Origin of the sequence: Actinokineospora iranica, assembly GCF_900101685.1 — a bacterium.
GTDB lineage: Bacteria > Actinomycetota > Actinomycetes > Mycobacteriales > Pseudonocardiaceae > Actinokineospora > Actinokineospora iranica.
Genome location: NZ_FMZZ01000008.1, coordinates 307,314 through 326,584, shown reverse-complemented (window position 1 = coordinate 326,584; position 19,271 = coordinate 307,314). Strand labels below are relative to the sequence as shown.

At 71.0% G+C, this 19,271-nt stretch carries 13 protein-coding genes; 4 read left to right on the top strand and 9 right to left on the bottom strand.

Going from position 1 to position 19,271, the window contains the following annotated elements; genetic code table 11:
* The first annotated feature begins 892 nt into the window (after positions 1-892).
* The 3 genes from BLS56_RS18610 to BLS56_RS31565 all read left to right on the top strand — a co-directional run bounded on the left by BLS56_RS18610 (position 893) and on the right by BLS56_RS31565 (position 5,352).
* Positions 893-4,588 (top strand): multifunctional oxoglutarate decarboxylase/oxoglutarate dehydrogenase thiamine pyrophosphate-binding subunit/dihydrolipoyllysine-residue succinyltransferase subunit, encoded by a 3,696-nt coding sequence (locus tag BLS56_RS18610; protein ID WP_228771741.1) that lies wholly within the window; start codon positions 893-895, stop codon positions 4,586-4,588.
* A gap of 67 nt (positions 4,589-4,655) precedes the next feature.
* Entirely contained in the window at positions 4,656-4,832 is a 177-nt protein-coding gene (locus BLS56_RS31570) for a DUF6104 family protein (protein WP_091452375.1), read from the top strand.
* Positions 4,833-4,926: 94 nt separating this feature from the next.
* Positions 4,927-5,352 (top strand): hypothetical protein, encoded by a 426-nt coding sequence (locus tag BLS56_RS31565; RefSeq protein WP_175482913.1) that lies wholly within the window; start codon positions 4,927-4,929, stop codon positions 5,350-5,352.
* Positions 5,353-5,374: 22 nt separating this feature from the next.
* On the opposite strand, the gene BLS56_RS18595 is transcribed toward BLS56_RS31565, so the two are convergent.
* From BLS56_RS18595 to hutH, 9 genes are all read right to left on the bottom strand, one after another.
* On the bottom strand, positions 5,375-7,009 hold the full coding sequence (locus BLS56_RS18595) for a SulP family inorganic anion transporter (RefSeq protein ID WP_091452373.1): 1,635 nt from the start codon (positions 7,007-7,009) through the stop codon (positions 5,375-5,377).
* 73 nt (positions 7,010-7,082) lie between these two features.
* The gene (locus BLS56_RS18590; protein WP_091452371.1) at positions 7,083-7,376 is read right to left on the bottom strand and encodes a hypothetical protein; all 294 of its coding nucleotides are present in this window, start codon (positions 7,374-7,376) and stop codon (positions 7,083-7,085) included.
* A gap of 162 nt (positions 7,377-7,538) precedes the next feature.
* Positions 7,539-8,531, bottom strand: coding sequence for an aldo/keto reductase (locus BLS56_RS18585; protein ID WP_091452368.1), 993 nt, complete (start codon positions 8,529-8,531; stop codon positions 7,539-7,541).
* A 103-nt stretch (positions 8,532-8,634) separates the two neighbouring features.
* Positions 8,635-8,994: an Imm1 family immunity protein gene (locus tag BLS56_RS31560; RefSeq protein ID WP_175482912.1), complete on the bottom strand. Its 360-nt coding sequence runs from the start codon at positions 8,992-8,994 to the stop codon at positions 8,635-8,637.
* Positions 8,995-9,268: 274 nt separating this feature from the next.
* Complete coding sequence (gene hutI / locus BLS56_RS18575) at positions 9,269-10,426, bottom strand: imidazolonepropionase (RefSeq protein ID WP_091452363.1); 1,158 nt, start codon at positions 10,424-10,426, stop codon at positions 9,269-9,271.
* The gene (locus tag BLS56_RS18570; protein ID WP_091452360.1) at positions 10,423-11,736 is read right to left on the bottom strand and encodes a formimidoylglutamate deiminase; all 1,314 of its coding nucleotides are present in this window, start codon (positions 11,734-11,736) and stop codon (positions 10,423-10,425) included. The genes hutI and BLS56_RS18570 overlap by 4 nt, the downstream gene beginning before the upstream one ends.
* On the bottom strand, positions 11,733-12,923 hold the full coding sequence (locus tag BLS56_RS18565) for an allantoate amidohydrolase (RefSeq protein ID WP_091452357.1): 1,191 nt from the start codon (positions 12,921-12,923) through the stop codon (positions 11,733-11,735). The genes BLS56_RS18570 and BLS56_RS18565 overlap by 4 nt, the downstream gene beginning before the upstream one ends.
* On the bottom strand, positions 12,920-14,575 hold the full coding sequence (hutU, locus tag BLS56_RS18560; RefSeq protein ID WP_091452354.1) for a urocanate hydratase: 1,656 nt from the start codon (positions 14,573-14,575) through the stop codon (positions 12,920-12,922). The genes BLS56_RS18565 and hutU overlap by 4 nt, the downstream gene beginning before the upstream one ends.
* 70 nt (positions 14,576-14,645) lie before the next feature.
* On the bottom strand, positions 14,646-16,178 hold the full coding sequence (hutH, locus tag BLS56_RS18555) for a histidine ammonia-lyase (RefSeq protein WP_091452350.1): 1,533 nt from the start codon (positions 16,176-16,178) through the stop codon (positions 14,646-14,648).
* 700 nt (positions 16,179-16,878) lie between these two features.
* Between hutH and BLS56_RS18550 the strand changes: the two genes are divergently transcribed.
* On the top strand, positions 16,879-19,188 hold the full coding sequence (locus tag BLS56_RS18550) for an ATP-binding protein (protein WP_091452348.1): 2,310 nt from the start codon (positions 16,879-16,881) through the stop codon (positions 19,186-19,188).
* The last annotated feature ends 83 nt before the right edge of the window (positions 19,189-19,271 follow it).

Genomic DNA, 19,271 nt, shown 5'->3' with positions numbered 1-19,271 from the left:
CGGGCAGAGCCGACACGGGCAGAGCCGACACGGGCAGAGCCGACACGGGCAGAGCCGACACGGGCAGAGCCGACACGGGCAGAGCCGACACGGGCTATGGGGGCCAGCTTCGAGCAAGGGGGCGGCGCTTCTCCGACCCCTCCACCGTTGGTCCTGCTCTCGCATCGACCACTGGGGGCCTCGCCTCGACGGGATCGGCTCGTCTCCGTTGTCACGCGCGGCAGGCACCCAGGCATCGACCGCGAGCGGACGCCACCTCGGCTGGCGCCCAAGCACGGCGCGCCGCCCGAAAGCGCTGGCGATTCCGCCCAACCCGCGACCGCAGGTATCCGCCCGCGCCCCGGCTCGCGGCCCTCTGACCAGGCAGTGCGGCCGGTGCCGTCACGTGGCGCGCGAGCCGGGCCGAACCAAGGTCGGGACGCGGGTCGGAACGCGCTCACATCGGGTGGTGGCGGGAATCCGGCGGGAATGGCGGCGACCCGATCGAGTGGTCCATTACCTCACTTTGCACGACGTCACGCAGTGAAGTCGGAGAACGACCATTCGGCTTCCGTTACCCGACGGTGGGGCTTACGCTGGCGACCATTCGGCGACCGTTCGGCGATCCACTGGACGACGCCAAATTCACCCGACTGGCCTAGCGCCAAAGACCGCCAAATGGGTGGCTCCAGACCGGAGTAGCGCACATAATCGGTATCTCAACCGATTCAGTGCTGTACGCCACTCATGAGGTGGCTCACGGGGGTCCGGTTGGGTGACCAGCGTCCTGACCGGGGGACTAGCCTGGTGGGGAGTGCGTTCAATACGAGATCGAGATGGATAGAGGCGAGAGCCAGCCGTGTCCAGCAGTCCTGCGTCACAGTTCGGTGCGAACGAGTGGCTAGTCGAAGAGATGTACGAGCAATTCCTCGCGGATCCCTCGTCGGTGGATCCCGCTTGGCACGATTTCTTCGCGGACTACAAGCCAACACCGCGGGCGGCGAGTCAGGGCGCCGCGCAGGCCAAGGCCGCGGGGAGTGACACGACTGGCGGCGCCCCCACGCAGACCGCCACGAAGCCCGCGCCCAGCGGTCCGCCGAAGAGCAGCGCGCCGTCCACCAATGGACAGGCGCCGCCCCCGGTGAAGGCGAAGACGTCCCCGGCCACCCCGTCGGCCGCGCCCGCGAAGTCCGCCGAGGCCGTCGCGCCGCCGAACAACAAGGCGCCCGCCAAGGGGTCCGCCGCGGACGGCAAGGGCGAGGAGCGCAAGCCGCTGCGCGGGCCCGCCGCCGCGATCGCGAAGAACATGAACGCGTCGCTGGCGCTGCCGACCGCGACGAGTGTGCGCGCGGTGCCCGCGAAGCTGCTCGCGGACAACCGGATCGTGATCAACAACCACCTGAAGCGGACCCGGGGCGGGAAGGTCTCCTTCACCCACCTCATCGGCTACGCGATGGTGCGCGCCCTTGAGGCGTACCCGAACATGAACCGGCACTACGCCGAGGTCGACAACAAGGCCTTCGCGGTCACCCCGGAGCACGTCAACCTGGGTCTGGCGATCGACCTGCCGGGCAGGGACGGCACGCGCAACCTCGTCGTCGCCGCCATCAAGGGCTGCGAGGGCATGTCCTTCCAGCAGTTCTGGCAGGCGTACGAGGACCTGATCCGCAAGGCCCGCAACGGCGCGCTGACCGCGGACGACTTCGCGGGCACCACCATCTCGCTGACCAACCCCGGCGGCATCGGCACCAACCACTCGGTGCCGCGCCTGTCGGTGGGGCAGGGCGCGATCCTGGGCGTCGGCGCGATGGAGTACCCGGCGCCGTTCCAGGGCGCGGCGGAGAAGACCCTGGTCGAGATGGGCATCAGCAAGATCATCACGCTGACCTCGACCTACGACCACCGCATCATCCAGGGCGCGGAGTCCGGCGAGTTCCTGCGCGAGATCCACCGCCTGCTGCTCGGCGAAGACGGCTTCTACGACGACATCTTCACCTCCCTGCGGATCCCCTACGAGCCGATCCGCTGGATGGAGGACTTCGCCGAGGGCCCGGTCGACAAGACCGCCCGGGTGCTGGGCCTGATCGACGCGTTCCGCACCCGCGGCCACCTGATGGCCGACACGGACCCGCTGAACTACCGGCAGCGCAAGCACGAGGACCTCGACGTCCTCTCGCACGGGCTGACCCTGTGGGACCTCGACCGGGAGTTCCCGGTCGGCGGTTTCGCGGGCAAGGAGCGGATGAAGCTGCGCGACGTGCTCGGCGTGCTGCGCGACTCCTACTGCCGGACCGTCGGCGTCGAGTACACCTACATCCTGGACCCGGCCGAGCGCCGCTGGATCCAGGACCGGGTCGAGGTGCCGCACGAGAAGCCCCCGGCGGCCGTGCAGAAGTACGTGCTGTCCAAGCTCAACGCCGCCGAGGCGTTCGAGACGTTCCTGCAGACCAAGTACGTCGGGCAGAAGCGGTTCTCGCTCGAAGGCGGCGAGTCGGTCATCCCGCTGCTGGACACCGTGCTCGACAAGGCCGCCGAGTACGAGCTCGACGAGGTCGTCATCGGTATGCCGCACCGCGGCCGCCTCAACGTGCTGGCCAACATCGTCGGCAAGCCGATCTCGCAGATCTTCCAGGAGTTCGAGGGCAACCTCGACCCGGGCCAGGCGCACGGCTCCGGCGACGTGAAGTACCACCTGGGCGCCGAGGGCAAGTACTTCCGGATGTTCGGCGACGGCGAGACCAAGGTGTCGCTGACGGCGAACCCGTCGCACCTGGAGACCGTCGACCCGGTCCTGGAGGGCATCGTCCGCGCGAAGCAGGACCTGCTCGACAAGGGCGACAAGGAGGGAGTGGGCTTCTCCGTTCTCCCCATCGCGCTGCACGGCGACGCCGCGTTCGCCGGTCAGGGCGTGGTCGCCGAGACGCTGAACCTGGCGCTGTTGCGCGGCTACCGCACCGGCGGCACCGTGCACGTGATCATCAACAACCAGGTCGGCTTCACCACAGCGCCGGAGCACTCGCGCTCCAGCCAGTACGCGACCGACGTGGCGAAGATGATCCAGGCGCCGGTGTTCCACGTGAACGGCGACGACCCGGAGGCGTGCTACTGGGTGGCGCGGCTGGCGATGGACTACCGGCAGACGTTCAACAAGGACGTCGTCATCGACCTGGTCTGCTACCGCCGCCGCGGGCACAACGAGGGCGACGACCCGTCGATGACCCAGCCCGGCATGTACGACATCATCGACACCAAGCGCTCGGTCCGGAAGGGCTACACCGAGGCGCTGATCGGCCGGGGCGACATCTCCGTCGAGGAGGCAGAGAAGGCGCTGCGCGACTTCTCCAGCCAGCTTGAGCACGTGTTCAACGAGGTCCGGGAGCTGGAGAAGCACCCGATCTCGCCGAGCCCGTCGGTGGAGGCCGAGCAGCAGGTGCCCGCGAAGCTGGCGACCGGCGTGGACCGCTCGGTCCTGGAGCGGATCGGCGACGCGCATGTGCACCTGCCGGAGGGCTTCACCCCGCACCCGCGGGTCAAGCCGGTGCTGGAGCGGCGCGCGAAGATGTCCCGCGAGGGCGGCATCGACTGGGCGTACGGCGAGTTGCTGGCGTTCGGGTCGCTGACCATGGAGGGCCGCATGGTCCGCCTCGCCGGTCAGGACTCGCGCCGCGGCACGTTCACCCAGCGGCACGCGGCGATCATCGACCGCAAGTCCGGCCGGGAGTACCTGCCGCTGCAGAACCTCGCCGAGGGCCAGGGCAAGTTCATGGTCTACGACTCCGCGCTGTCGGAGTACGCGGCGCTGGGCTTCGAGTACGGCTACTCGGTCGCCAACCCGGACGCGCTGGTGCTCTGGGAGGCGCAGTTCGGCGACTTCGTCAACGGCGCGCAGTCGGTCATCGACGAGTACATCTCCTCCAGCGAGGCCAAGTGGGGCCAGCTCTCCGACGTGGTCGTGCTGCTGCCGCACGGGCACGAGGGCCAGGGCCCGGACCACACCTCGGGCCGCATCGAGCGCTGGCTGCAGCTGTGCGCGGAGGGGTCGATGACCGTCGCGGTGCCCTCGACCCCGGCGAACTACTTCCACCTGCTGCGCAGGCACGCGCTCGACGGCGTGCAGCGCCCGCTGGTGGTGTTCACGCCGAAGTCGATGCTGCGCAACAAGGCCGCGGTCAGCCCGGTGGAGGACTTCCTCGACGGCACCCGGTTCGAGTCGGTCATCGACGACCCGACCGTGCCGGACCCGTCCGCGGTCACGAAGCTGCTGTTCGTCTCCGGCAAGCTGTACTACGAGCTTGCCGCGGAGAAGGAGAAGCGCGGCGCCACCGACACCGCCGTCGTGCGGGTCGAGCAGCTCTACCCGGTGCCGGAGCGCAAGCTCGGCGCGGTGTTCGACCGCTACAGCCACGTCTCGGACGTGCGGTGGGTCCAGGAAGAGCCCGCGAACCAGGGCTCGTGGCCGTTCTACGGCCTGAACCTGCCGGAGATGTTCCCGGACCGGCTCACCCGGATCACCCGCGTCTCGCGGCGGCCGATGTCGGCGCCGTCTGCCGGGTCGAGCAAGGTGCACGAGCTTGAGCAGCGGGCCCTGATCGCGAAGGCGTTCGAGTAAGACAGTTGGTTGACGGGGCCGCCGGAGCACTCCTTCGGCGGCCCCGCCTTCTTCCCAGGAGTCGCACGTGTATTTCACCGATCGCGGAATCGAAGAGCTGGAGGAACGCCGCGGCGAGGAGGAGGTCACCCTCGCGTGGCTGGCCGACCGCCTGCGCGCGTTCGTCGACGCCAACCCGGACTTCGAGACCCCCATCGAGCGGCTGGCCACCTTCCTCGCCCGTGACGAGGACGTCGAGGACTAGCCGGGTTGCGCCTGGCCGGTGCGGGCTTCCACCAGCCGGAGCCCGATGACCGGACCGCCCGCGCTGACCGGGGCGGCACCAATATGCTGCGTCGGTGGGTATCTTCACTCTGCTGCTCCTGCTGATCGGGCTCGGCGGCGCCGTCACGGCGGTGCTCGTGTTCACCTTGAGCAACAAGCCGAAACAGCCGCCGATGCCGCCGGGGTACTACCCGCAACAGGGCATGGGCTATCCGCCGCCCGGTTATCCCCCGCAGCCCGGCTATCCGCCGCCCGGTTACCCGCAGCAGCCGGGGATGCCGCCGATGGGCGCGCCGGGAATGCCCGGGGGACCGCAGGGAATGCCGGGTGGGGCATACCCACCGGTCGGACCGGGGACACCGCCGCCCGGACTCCCGGCCGCGGGACCGGGCACGCCGCCTCCGGGACTGCCCCAGGGGCCTGGCGCACCCGGGATGCCTGCCGGTCCCGGCGCGCCGCAGCCGGGGATGCCGCCCGTTCCACCGCCCGGAAACCCCTGAGCGACAACGCCCGGGACCGCGGTCAGGTCCGCCGTCTGCGGCGGGTGGCGTGCGGGTGGTCGGAGACCGGCGTGAGTTGGTCGAGCCCGTCGACGGTCACGGTCGCCGTGGGCAGCTCCTTGGCCAGCTCGTCCAGCCGGGCCAGGAACGTGTGGTCGACGACCGCCGCGTCCCGGACGTCGATCACGACTTCGCGGACGTCGGAGTCCGCCCGCGCGAGCACGCGGCGCAGCGGGAGCAGCACCGGGAAGATCGCCGCGCCGGGGACGCGGACCCGCAGGACGGCGCCGTCGCGGGTGATCTCGGGGCGCGGGCGCAGGACCGCGGGCAGCGGCACGCCCCGGGCGAGGTGCAGCACGACCTTGAGGCCGAGGCCCGCCGCGACGCCGATGAGCAGGTCGGTGGCCAGGGTGACCAACAGGGTCGTGAGGAAGAGGGCGAGCTGGTCCCAGCCGAGGTGCGCCGCGTGCCGGAACTCGCTCGGCGATGCGAGGCGGAAGCCGGTGTAGACCAGCATCGCGGCCAGCGCGGCGAGCGGGATGGTCTGCACGACGCCGGGGATGAGCGCGACGAACAGCAGCAGGATCGCGCCGTGGCAGACGTTGGACCAGCGGGTGGTCGCGCCGGAGTCCAGGTTGGCCTTGCTGCGCACGATCTCGGAGATCATCGGCAGGCCGCCGACCATGGCCGAGGTGAGGTTGCCCGCGCCGATGGCGAGCAGGTCGCGGTTGAGGTCCGACGATCCCTTCGCCGGGTCCATCGAGTCCACCGCGAGCACGGTGAGGGTCGACTCGATGGTGCCGATGAGCGCGAACATCGCCACGTACTGCAGTGATGTGCCGCTGAAGACCTGGGAGAAGTCCGGGAACGTGATGGCGTCGAGCAGCGAACCGGGCAGCCGGACCAGGTACTCGGGGCCGAGATGGTGGTTGGCTTCGAGGAACCGGTAGTCGTGCGGGCGGTCGAGGTGCAGCCAGAGGCCGATGGGGATGGCCACCGCCAGGACGACCAGCGGGGCGGGCACGGCCCTGCTCCAGCGGGCGCGCACCAGCGGCAGGCCGAACAGGATGAGCAGCGACAGCGCCCCCACCAGCAGGATCAGCGGGTTGGCGTGCGTCAGGCTGTGCGGGATCTCGGCGAGCAGGCCGAAGGAGGTCTCGGCCTCGGGTTTGACGCCCAGCACGATGTGCGCCTGCTTGGCGATGATGATGACCCCGATCGCGGCCAGCATCCCGTGCACGACCGACGGCGACATGGCCACCCCGACGCCCGCGGCGCGCGCCAGGCCGAACAGGATCTGGATCAGCGCCGCGACCACGCCCACCGCCAACGCGCGCCGGTACCCGGCGACGAGGTCGCCCTGGCCCAGGTCGTGCACGGCGCCGACGGCGATGACGATCAGACCAGCGGCGGGTCCCTTGATGGTCAGCGGCGCGCCGCCGAGCAGGCCGCCGAGGATGCCGCCGACGATGGCGGTGAGCACACCCGCGACCGGTGGGAACCCGCTGGCCACCGCGATTCCCAGGCACAGCGGAAGCGCGATGAGCGAGACCAGGAAACCGGACTTGAGGTCGGATTTCGGAAACCGGCGAACCGGCGGTAACGCCCCGGGCGGGACGCGATCGGATTGCCGGATTCGGTCGGATTTGCGGGGCATGGAATCGTCCTTTTCCGGGCGCGGCGAGGCTGCCGAAGTCGCTATTTCGACCACGGCTGGGCGGGGAGCGGAATCAGCGCGCGACAGGTGGGGCGCGAGCTATTCCGACGTCGGCGCGCGCGGAAAACGCCGTCGCCCAGGGGCCTGCGACCAGCCGCGTCCCCGGGGCTCGGGGCGCGGCCGCCTGCCCGGGGACGGCGGTATCGTCGGCGGACTCGGCGTCACCCAGGACGGACGTGGGCGCCTGCGGATCAAGGAGGGTGTCCTGTCCGGTGGTCTCCCGGACAGGCAGCGGCTCGATGAGCGGCACGCCGGACACGACGGCGAGGCCGATGAGCGCGGCGAAGAAGAGGCCGAGCGCGCGCACGGAGCCTCCCCCCGAAACGGAACCGCGATTGCCGGGCGGCGAGAACAATGCCGCCTTCCTATCGATGATCGCGGGCACGCGGAAGCGGGGTCAAGAGTTCTGTATTCGCTTTTAAACACATAGTGACATAGTGCACTGCGTCCGATAGCGGTCCCCGGCCCGCTACCAGGCGTAAGCCTCGGGAGCGGGCTTGGCGCCGTTGGGCGCGGGCGGCGGGAAGAGCTCGTCCAGTTTCGCCAGCGTGTCGGAGTTCATCGGGATCTCCAGGGCGCGCAGTGAGCCGTCAAGCTGGTCGACGGTGCGCGGCCCGATGATGGGCGCGGTCACCCCCTCCTGGGCGAGCAGCCACGCCAGCCCGACGTCGGCCGGGTTCTCACCGAGGTCGGCGCACAGCTTCTCGTAGGCCTCGATGGCGTCCCGGTGCTTGGCCAGCGCCGCACTCGACCGCTCCGACAGCCCACGCGAGCCGCCGCCCTCCCGCTGCTTGCGCAACACCCCGCCGAGCAGCCCGCCGTGCAGCGGCGACCAGGGAATGACCCCGACCCCGTAGTGCCGGGCGGCGGGCAGCACCTCGAGTTCCACCCATCGGGTGAGCAGGTTGTAGATCGACTGCTCGGACACCAGCCCGAGGAAGCGCCGCTCCCGCGCCGCCTCCTGCGCCTGCGCGATATGCCACCCGGCGAAGTTGGACGAGCCGAAGTACAGCACCTTGCCCTGCTGCCGGAGCACGGAGAACGCCTCCCAGATCTCCTCCCACGGCGTGGCCCGGTCGACGTGGTGCATCTGGTAGAGGTCGATGTAGTCGGTCCGCAACCGCGTGAGGGACGCGTCGGCGGCCCGGCGGATGTTCAGCGCGGACAGGAAGGTCTCGTTGGGCCAGTCGCCCGTGCTGCCGTAGAGCTTGGTCGCCAGCACGGTCTTCTCCCGCCGCCCACCACCCTGGGCGAACCACCGGCCGATGATCCGCTCGGTGATCCCCTCCCCCTTCTGCCAGCCGTAGACATTGGCGGTGTCGAAGAAGTTGATGCCGTGCTCCAGCGCCCGATCCATGATCGAGTGACTGTCGGCCTCGCTGGTCTCCGGCCCGAAGTTCATGGTGCCGAGGACCAACCGGGATACCGACAGGCCGCTGCGGCCGAGGTGGGTGTACTCCATGCCGCCAACCTAACCCCGGACTCGCTCCAGTTCAGGCTGAGCCAACCGCCTGAAGATCGCCTGCAGAGGCACGCACTGCCCGTCAGCGACTGAGGCCGACAGGTCAGTCGTCGAAAATGGATATTTCACCCCGCCACTCCACACACGTCGGGCGACTCCCCGTGGAAACGAACTCCGCTATCGCCGCATGAACCATCTCGACCGGAACTTCGGCACAGGGCCGAACCGGGTAGGAGCGTAGACCGGCGGCAGCATAATCCAACCAGTGCGCATTGCCACCCGAGACCGGAACGAACACGTCTTCACCCTCGCGCCATTCCAACACGCCGACCGCGTTGTGCACACCCGCGGTCAGGATAGGCTGCGGGTCGTTTATTTCCTGACGGTCCCGACTGAACTCCCAAAGCCAGGGCACCTGCACACCAGCGGAGTTCAGAGCACGCACCTCAGCGGCGACGTCCACACCATCGGGAACCTCGTCAAGAGAATCATCCCCCAATGTACCATCGAAAACCCGGGGGGATCGGTCACTTCTTGACCTTTCCGTAGTATGTCCGCTTAACGGGGGAGCCCTTGGCGTCGGTCCCCACCACCGTGAGCATAGAGAACCTTCCGGGATGAACCAAGGAAGTACGTCGCCACACCCCGGAATATCCCCTGGCTCGGATCCGCACGGCGCGTGGTTTATGAGCTGTTGGAGTGGCAGAGCTACGGCTTGGCGCCGAGAACGGAGTCCATCATTCTCGCGGCGGACGAACCGGAGCACCTGAGCGCCACACCGCCCAGGTGAGGGGGACGCCGGGGCGGTAGGCGAGGTGGGTGGCCGAGGGGGCGTCGAGGATGTGCAGGTCGGCTCGGGCTCCCGGGCGGATGACGCCTACTTCGGTTTCGCGGCGCAAGGCCCGTGCGCCGCCCCAGGTGGCCGCTTTTACCGCTTCCGCTACTGACATGCGCATTTGCAGGACCGCTGTGGCAACGCAGAAGGCCATGGATGAGGTGTAGGACGAGCCCGGGTTGCAGTTGGTGGCCAGCGCGACGGTCGCGCCCGCGTCGAGGAGGGCTCGGGCGTTGGGGAGGGGGTGGCGCGTCGAGAGGTCGCAGGCGGGCAGGAGGGTGGCGACGGTGTCGGAGTTCGCCAGGGCGTCTATATCGGACTCTGTCAGATAGGTGCAGTGGTCGACGCTGGCGGCGGACAGTTCCACGGCCAGGCGGACGCCGGGGCCGGGGGCCAGCTGGTTTCCGTGGACGCGGAGGCCGAGGCCGTGCGCTGCTGCGGCGGTGAGCACGCTGCGGGACTGGGACTCGTCGAAGGCGCCGGTTTCGCAGAAGACGTCCGCCCACTGGGCGTGGGGCGCCACGGCGGCGAGCATGGAACCGGAAACCAAGTCCAGATAGGACTCTGGGGTGGTGTCGGGGGGAATCAGGTGCGCGCCCAAATAGGTGACTTCGTCTACCGACTCGGCGGCTATGCGGGCGGCGCGGGCCTCGTCTTCGACGGTGAGGCCGTAGCCGGTTTTGGTTTCCAGGCAGGTGGTTCCCTGGGACACCGCCTCGGCCACGTGGCGGCGGAGGGTGGCGCGCAGGTCGTCGTCGGTGGCGGCGCGGGTGGCGGTGACGGTGGTGGTGATTCCGCCTGCCGTGTAGGGTTTTCCGGCCATGCGGGCGGTGAACTCGGCGGTGCGGTCACCCGCGAAGACCAGGTGCGTGTGGCTGTCGACCCAGCCGGGGAGGGCGGCACGGCCCGCCGCGTCGACTCTGGTGTCGGCGGGTGGAGCGGCCTTCGCCGGGCCTACCCAGGCGAAGCGGTCGCCGCTCAGGACCACCGCTGCGTCGGTGAGGACTTCGGGGTCGTCGTTGGTGGTGAGTTCGGCGATGTTGGTGATCAGGGTGCTCATGGGCACTGTCCTTTGATCAGTCCTTCGATCGCCGTGGCCAGGAGTTCAGCTATATCACCGAGGATGTGGGCGCCGGAGCTGACCACGGTCTTGCCTGCGACGATCACGATGTCCACATCGGACGCCGACGCGGACAGGATCGCCTGGGTGGGCAGGCTTCCCGCGGTTCGTGGGGTGTCGAGGCGGACGGCCACCAGGTCCGCCGGAGCGCCGGGGGCGATGCGGCCCGCTTCCGGCCAGCCGAGGCCCGTGTGACCGGCGGAAGTGAGGGCGGTGACCAGTTCAGCCGGGGTGAAGCGGCCTCTGCGGCCGGTGCGGAGGCGTTCTCCGTACTCCAACGCGCGGGCCTCGGCCATCGGGTCCACCACCGCGTGCTGGTCGCTGCCCAGCGACAGGGGGCAGCCCGCGTCGGCGAGTTCCCTGGCCGGGCCGACACCGTCGGCGAGGTCGGCTTCGGTTGTGGGACAGAGGCAAACACCGGTGGTGGTGGAACCGAGCAGGGCGATGTCGTCGCCCGTCAGGTGGGTGGCGTGGACGGCTGTCGTGCGGGGGCTGAGAACACCCGCGTCGGCCAGCAGTTCAGTGGGCGAGCGGCCATAGGCGGTGCGGCAGACGTTGTTCTCGGCGGGCTGCTCGGACAGGTGGACGTGCAGCGGGCCCGCGAAACCCGCGACCACCGGCAGCGCCTCGCGCGGGACCGCGCGCACCGAGTGGATGGCCGCGCCGACGCGGGTGGTGGCGTCGGGGCGCAGGTCGGCGACGCGCTCGGCCCAGCGGTGGGCGTCGCCGTCGGAGAAGCGCCGCTGCTCCGGGGACAGCGGCTGATTGATTCCGCCGGTGAGGTAACAGGTGTCGAGCAGGGTGAGCCGGATGCCCGCCGCGTGGGCCGCTTCGATCAGGGCGTGGCCCATCGCGTTCGGGTCGGTGTACTGGGCGCCGTCGGGGGTGTGGTGGAGGTAGTGGAACTCGCCGACGCACGTCACCCCGGCCAGGGCCATCTCCGCGTAGACCGCTCGGGCCAGCAGGAAGTACGAGTCCGGGTCCAGGCACCCGGCCAGCTCGTACATCCGGCTTCGCCACGTCCAGAACGTGCCGCCGTCGTCGTGGGTCCGGCCGCGCAGGGCGCGGTGGAAGGCGTGTGAGTGCGCGTTCGCGAACCCGGGGAACACCAGGCCCGGCAACGGCACCGATTCCGGCGGCTTGGTGTCCACTTGCGACACTGAGGTGATCGAGCCGCCTGCGACAAGCACCAGGACGCCCGCGGCGACCCCGTCGGGCAGCCAGGCGTGCTCGCACCAGTAGGCGGTCATCGGGCCAGGTGGGCGAGGACGTCGGCGAGCGCGGCCACCCCCGCCGCGCAGTCGGCGGGCTCGGCGAACTCCTCGGGCGCGTGGCTGATGCCGGTCGGGTTGCGCACGAACAGCATCGCGGTCGGCACGTGCGCGGCGAGGATGCCCGCGTCGTGGCCCGCGCCGGTCGGCAGGACGGGCACGCCGCCGAGCGCGGCCGCCACCTCGTCGCGCAACGCCGGGTCGAAGACCACCTTGTCCCCGTACGACTCCTGGGTGACCGTGACCGCGCACCCCTCGTCCACGGCCGCCGCCTCGGCCGCCGCGGTGATGTCGGCGACGACCGCCCGGGTGCGCGCGTCGTCGTCCGCGCGGGCATCCAGCCAGATGTCCACAGTGGACGGTATGGCGTTCGTGCCGCCCGGGTTCGGCACGATCCGGCCCACCGTGGCCCGCGCCCCCTCCACCGCGAGCGCGGCCCGGCGCGCGGCGACGACGACCTGGGCGGCGGCGACCATCGGGTCGCGCCGGTCGACCATCAGCGTGGCGCCAGCGTGGTTTCCCTCACCGGTGAAGGTGAGCCGCCACCGGCCGTGGGCGAGGATGGATCGCGCGACCCCGACCGGGGCCGCCAGGTCGACCAGCCCCCGGCCCTGCTCGACGTGCAGCTCCACGAACGTCCCGATCCGCGCCAGCGCCGCGTCGTCCCGCCCCACCCTGGTCGGGTTGATCCCGGCCGCCCGCAGGGCTTCCGCCAGAGTCACACCGTCCGAATCGGACAGTCTCAGCGCCGTCTCGGGCGGCAGGGAGCCGGTCAGCAGCCGTGAGCCCAGGCACGCCACGCCGAAGCGCCCGCCCTCCTCCTCGGCGAACACCACGACCGCGAGCGGCCGACCCGGTGTGAAACCGCGTTCCCGCAACAGGTCCACGGCTTCCAGTGCGGACACGACCCCCAAGGGGCCGTCGAACGCGCCGCCGCCGGGCACGGAATCCAAGTGGCTGCCGGTGACGACCGCGCCGTCCCCCGGCCGCCCCCACCACGCCCACAGGTTGCCGTTGCGGTCGCATTCGACGTCGAGCCCGCGCCGCCGCGCCTGCGCGGTGAACCATTCGCGCAGCGCCAGGTCCGCGCGGTCGAACCCGTGCCGGGAGTACCCGCCGCGCCGGGGGTCCGCGCCGATCCCGGCGATCTCGGCCAGCCCGGTCACGACCGCGCCATCGGGACGACGACACCGCGTTCGGCCGCGATCTCGCCCGCCCGCTCGTAGCCCGCGTCCACGTGCCGCAGGACGCCGGTCGCCGGGTCGTTGGTCAGCACCCGCTCGATCTTCCGCCCCGCCAACGGAGTCCCGTCCGCCACGGTCACCTGGCCCGCGTGGATGGACCGGCCGATGCCGACCCCGCCGCCGTGGTGGATCGACACCCAACTCGCCCCGGACGCGGTGTTCACCAGCGCGTTGAGCAGCGGCCAGTCGGCGATCGCGTCGGACCCGTCGGCCATCGCCTCGGTCTCCCGGTACGGGGACGCGACCGAGCCGCAGTCCAGGTGGTCGCGCCCGATCACGACCGGCGCGGACAGCTCGCCGCCTGCGACCATGTCGTTGAACCGCAGGCCCGCCAGGTGCCGCTCGCCGTAGCCGAGCCAGCAGATGCGCGCCGGAAGCCCTTGGAAGGCGACCTTTTCCCGGGCGAGGCGAATCCAGCGGGCCAGGGGTTCGTTGTCCGGGAACAGATCCAGGATCGCCCGGTCGGTGGTCGCGATGTCAGCCGGGTCGCCCGACAGCGCCGCCCAGCGGAACGGCCCGCGGCCCTCGCAGAACAGCGGCCGGATGTAGGCGGGCACGAAACCGGGGAAGTCGAAGGCCCGCGCGCAGCCGCCGAGCTTGGCCTCGCCGCGGATCGAGTTGCCGTAGTCGAACACCTCCGCGCCCGCGTCGAGGAACCCGACCATCGCCGCGACATGCTCGGCCATCGACGCCCGCGCCCGCTCGGTGAACTCGTCGGGCTTGGCCGCGGCGTAGTCGGCCCAGTCGTCCAGGGCAACACCGCGCGGCAGGTACGCCAACGGGTCGTGCGCGGAGGTCTGGTCGGTCACGACGTCGACCTCCACGCCGCGCCGCAGCAGTTCCGGCAGCACGGCGGCGGCGTTGCCGATGACCCCCACCGACAGCGGCAGCCCGATCCGTTTGGCCCGCTCCACCCGCGCCACGGCGTCGTCGAGGTCGGTGGCCAGCTCATCGAGGTAACGGGTCTCCACCCGGCGGCGGGCGCGGGCGGGGTCGACCTCGACGCACAGCGCGACGCCGCCGTTCATGGTCACCGCAAGCGGTTGCGCGCCGCCCATCCCGCCCAGTCCCGCGGTCAGGGTCAGCGTTCCCCGAAGGGTGCCGCCGAAGCGTTTGGCCGCGACCGCCGCGAACGTCTCGTATGTCCCCTGCAAGATTCCCTGCGTGCCGATGTAGATCCACGACCCGGCGGTCATCTGCCCGTACATCGTCAGCCCGGCCGCTTCGAGGCGGTGGAACTCCGGCCAGGTCGCCCAGTCGCCGACGAGGTTCGAGTTCGCGATCAGCACCCGCGGCGCCCACTCGTGCGTGCGCAGCACCCCGACCGGCTTGCCCGACTGCACCAGCAGCGTCTCGTCGTCGCCGAGCCCGGTCAGCTCCCGGGTGATGGCGGCGAAGCTCGCCCAGTCCCGCGCGGCCTTGCCGGTGCCGCCGTAGACGACCAGGTCGTCCGGCCGCTCGGCGACCTCGGGGTCGAGGTTGTTGTGGAACATGCGCAGCGCGGCCTCGGTCTGCCAGCTTCGCGCGGTGAGGGCGGTGCCGCGAGCGGCGCGGACAGGTCCGGAAGTGGTCACCGGGCCACCTCACTCGTTCGGTGGCCCCGCGCGCCCACGCACTGTGACAAGGATTCGTTCGCGAGCTCACTCATGAGACCTCCTGGTGAACGGCGGCGAGCAGGGCGCCGGAGCGGACGAGGTCTTCCGCGGCGGCGATCTCCGGGGCGAGGTGCCGGTCCGGTCCCGGGCCGGGCACCCGCTCCCGCACGGCGGCGACGGCGGCGGCCGTCGCCGGGCCGGGGGTCAGCGGGGCGCGCAGGTCGAGGGCGCGCGCGGCGGTCAGCAGTTCGACGGCGAGCACCGTGGTGAGCCCGTCGACGGCCCGGCGCAGCTTGCGCCCGGCTGACCAGCCCAGGGACACGTGGTCCTCCTGCATCGCCGAACTGGGGATCGAGTCGACCGAGGCCGGTGCGGCCAGCCGTTTCAGCTCCGAGACCAGCGCGGCCTGCGTGTACTGGGCGATCATGTGCCCGGAGTCCACCCCCGGGTCGGCGGCGAGGAACGGCGGCAGCCCGTGCGACCGGGCAACGTCGAGCATCCGGTCGGTGCGCCGCTCGGCCATGCTCGCCACGTCGGCGACCGGGATGGCCAGGAAGTCCAGGGCGTAGGCCAGCGGCGCCCCGTGGAAGTTGCCGTTCGACTCGACCCGCCCGTCGGCGAGCACGACCGGGTTGTCCACCGCCGCCCCCAGCTCCCGGTCGGCCACCGACTCGGCGAACGCCACGACGTCCCGGGCCGCGCCGTGCACCTGCGGGGCGCAGCGCAGCGAGTACGCGTCCTGCACCCGCGTGCACCCCGGCCCCCGGTGACTGGCCACGATCGGCGAGCCCGCGAGGAAGGCAGCCATCCGCGCCGCCGACACCGCCTGCCCCGGATGCGGCCGCAGTGCCTGCAAGTCGGCGGCGAACACCCGATCGGTGCCCAACAGCGCCTCGACACTCATCGCCGCCGTGAGATCAGCGACGTCAAGCAGAGCATTCAGGTCGCGCAGGGCCAGCACCAGCATTCCCAGCATCCCGTCGGTGCCGTTGATCAGCGCCAGCCCCTCCTTCTCCGCCAGCCTGACCGGCTCAAGCCCAGCGACGGCAAGCGCGTCGGCCGCCGACCGCGACTCCCCGTCCCGATCACGCACCCGCCCTTCCCCGATCAACGCGAGCGCGACAGCCGCCAGCGGCGCCAAGTCCCCGGAACACCCCAGCGACCCGTATTCGTGCACTACCGGCACGATCCCCGCGTTCACCATCGCGGCCAATGCCTCCACAGTGGACCGCCGAACCCCCGTACGGCCCGTGGTCAGCGTCCGCAGCCGCAACACCATCAGCGCCCGCACCACCTCCGGCTCGACCTCGGCCCCCGCCCCCGCCGCGTGCGACCGCACCAACGACCGCTGCAACGCCGCCCGACTGGCCACCGGGATATGCCGAACCGCCAACGCCCCGAACCCCGTGGACACCCCATACGTCGGCTCCGGCGCTTCGGCCAACCGCTCGACATGCTCCCGGGCCACCCCCACCCCCACCAGCGCCCCCGCCGTGACCTCCACAACCGCCCCACCCCGAGCAACAGCGACGACCTGCCCCCGACTCAGCGGCCCACCATCAAGCAGCACTCGTTCCCGCATTGCCCCATCTCAACCCCACCAGCCCCAGAGCACGACCTGGGATCGGGTGACACTGTCCGAAATCCCAGACACCCTCCGTCCCAATGACCACTTTCGAGCGTCCCCCAGAAGCTCCAAAGAGAACCCACAGAACACTTTCAGCAAGCCACCCAACGACCCTGCCAAGACGCCCAAGCCGCACCTGCCCTGCCAGGTACCAGATGGGCCAGAGCAGCAAACCCGCCCCCCACACACAAAGCTGAACCTGCCCTTCCAGGTGCTCGATGGGGTAGAGCAGCGAACCCGACCCTCTGCCAGGCCAGCAAGCGCCCGCCCAGTGCTCGATGGGGTGGAGTGGTTTCTTTGGGGGTGAAGGAAGATCCCTGAACTCGCCGTGGTCGTGGGGCCGAAGGCTCCCCACCCGTCTTTCCCGCGACGGGATCTTCCTTCGTAGGGGCCCCGAAGAAACCACTCCACCCCATCGAGCAAACAACGCAGACCCCACCAGACCCCGCGCGACGGCAAACCCCACCCTCCCCGGGGGGCCGCCCCGCTCCAGTCTATCGCCGCAGGTCAGCAAAGGGTAGGGAGAACGCCGGGCCTGTGGATAACTCAAACACCCCATCGGGCGGACCCCACGAGAGCACCCGGAGACCACTTCCCAGGCAGTATGGTGAATCGGCGGTTCAGCGCTGTACCGACCGTGAGGTGGAGCCCAACGATGCTTGGCAGTGCCACGGCCGCGAAGTCGCGAGGCGAGCTGACGAGCTACGTCGGCAGGCAGCGCGAAGGCGCCCAGGTCCGCCGCCTGCTCAACGAGGCCAGGCTGATCACGCTGACCGGCCCCGGTGGAGTGGGCAAAACCCGCTTGGCCGCCCGCGTCGCCACTGAGGTTTCCGAGCAGTTCCAGGACGGAGTGGTCTTCGTCGGCCTGGCCGAGGTGCGGGACCCGGCGCTGCTGGTGGACATGATGGCCGACCGTCTGGGCCTGCTCGACCAGTCCAGCAAGCTGGTGTCCAGGATCGTCATCGACCACCTCCGAACGCGTCGACTGCTGTTGGTGCTCGACAACTGCGAGCACCTGGTCGACGCGTGCGCGGAGTTCGCCCGGGTCGTCTTGGCCGAGTGCCCCGATGTCGTGCTCCTCGCCACGAGCAGACAGTCCTTGGGCGTCGTCGGTGAGCAGGTGCTGGCCGTGCCGCCGCTGGCGGTGCCCGACGAGGCCACCCCGCCCGAAGACCTGGCCCGGTTCGACAGCGTGCGGCTGTTCCTCGACCGCGCCGCGGGCGTGTCGCGCACGTTTCAGGCCAGTCCGGAGAACAGCGCCGACCTGGTGCGCCTGTGCAGGCAGCTGGAGGGCCTGCCGCTGGCGATCGAGTTGGCCGCGGTGCGGACGCGGTCGCTGTCGCCGAGGCAGATCGCGGAGCGGTTGACGCGGCGGCTGGCGTTGTTGACCTCGGGGGCGGCGCGGACGGCGCCGCGGCGGCAGCAGACTCTGCGCGCGACGGTCGACTGGAGCCATGACCTGTGCTCACCGGCCGAGCAGGCGGTGTGGGCGCGGGCGTCGGTGTTCGCCGGGTCCTTCGACCTGGACGCGGGCGAGCACGTCTGCGGCGGGGTGGGCGAGGTGCTGGACCTGATCGACGGGCTGTTGGACAAGTCCGTGCTGATCCGCGAAGAGCCCGACGGCCGTGACGACGTCGTCCGCTACCGCATGTTGGAGACGCTGCGCGAGTACGGGCACGAGAAGCTGGTGGAGTCCGGCGACGCCGACCGGGTGGCCCGGCTGCACCGCGACTGGTTCGACCGGCTCACCGCGACCGCGGACGCCCAGTGGGCGGGCCCCGACCAGATCGCCTGGGCCGTCCGGCTGCGGCAGGACCACGCGAACCTGCGCGCCGCGTTGGGCTGGTCGGTGGCCGAGCCGGGCGAGGCGGAAGTCGCGCTGCGGATGGCGTCCCGCCTGGACGAGTACTGGACCTTGCGCGGCTCCAACACCGAGGCGCGGATGTGGCTCAACCGGGCCTTGGCCGCCACCCCGCCCGACCACCCCGACCGCGCGTTCGCGCTGACCCGCGCCGCGGGCTACGCCTTCTGGCAGTTCGACGTCGACGCGGCGGGCGCGTGCCTGGCCGAGGCGGACACGCTGGGCGCGGGCGACGAGACCGTCACCGCCCACATCACCCACGTCCGCGGTCTCGGCGCGCTGCTGTGCGGCGAGTTCGCGGAGGCGGCGAAGCTGTCGGCGGAGACGACGGCCTTCTTCCGGGCCCGCGGCGACCACCGGCGCGAACTGCACCCGCTGTTCCTGCTCGCCATGTCGACCGCGGTCACCGGCGACCTGGAGACCGCGCGCCGCGTGGTCGAGCGGGCGGTCGCGCTCACCGAGTCCACCGGCAACGCGTACTACCACTCCATGTCGCTCTACGGCAGGCAGTGCGTCGAGGTCCTGTACGGCGACCTCGACGTCTCGATCGCGGCGGGCCGCGCCGGGCTGCGGGCTTGCCTGCTGATCGGCAACCGTTTCGGCCGGGCGCACCACATCGAGTCCCTGGCCTGGGCCGCGTGTCGGCAGGGCGACCACTCCCGGGCCGCGACGCTGTTCGGGGCGGCGGCGGCGCTCTGGGAGACCGTCGGCTCGTCGCCCGAGCACCCCGTGTCCCTTTCCGTGCCGCACTTCTGGCACCTGGAGTCGACCAGGGAGGCGCTGGGCGCCGCCCGGTTCGACGACCGGCACGCCGCGGGGCGGGCGATGTCGGACGAGGACGCGACGCGGTACGCGCTCAGCGAGCGGGCCTGCGCGGCCCCGACGACCCCGGACGGGCGCCGCGGGCCGCTCACCGCCCGCGAGACCGAGATCGCCGAGCTGGTCGCGGCGGGCCTGACCAACCAGGAGATCGCCGACCGGCTCGTCATCGCCCGCCGCACCGCGGAGACCCATGTCGCGAACATCCTCACCAAGCTGGGAGTCCACAACCGCTCGCAGATAGCGGCGTGGGTCATGGGCCGCGATGGCGAGCCGCCCCGCTGACCTGGGCGGAGTTTCGGTCACCGGCGATATACGCAATTCTGCCGATGTCGCGCGAACGGTCGAACGGCCAGCCTGGCAGTCCG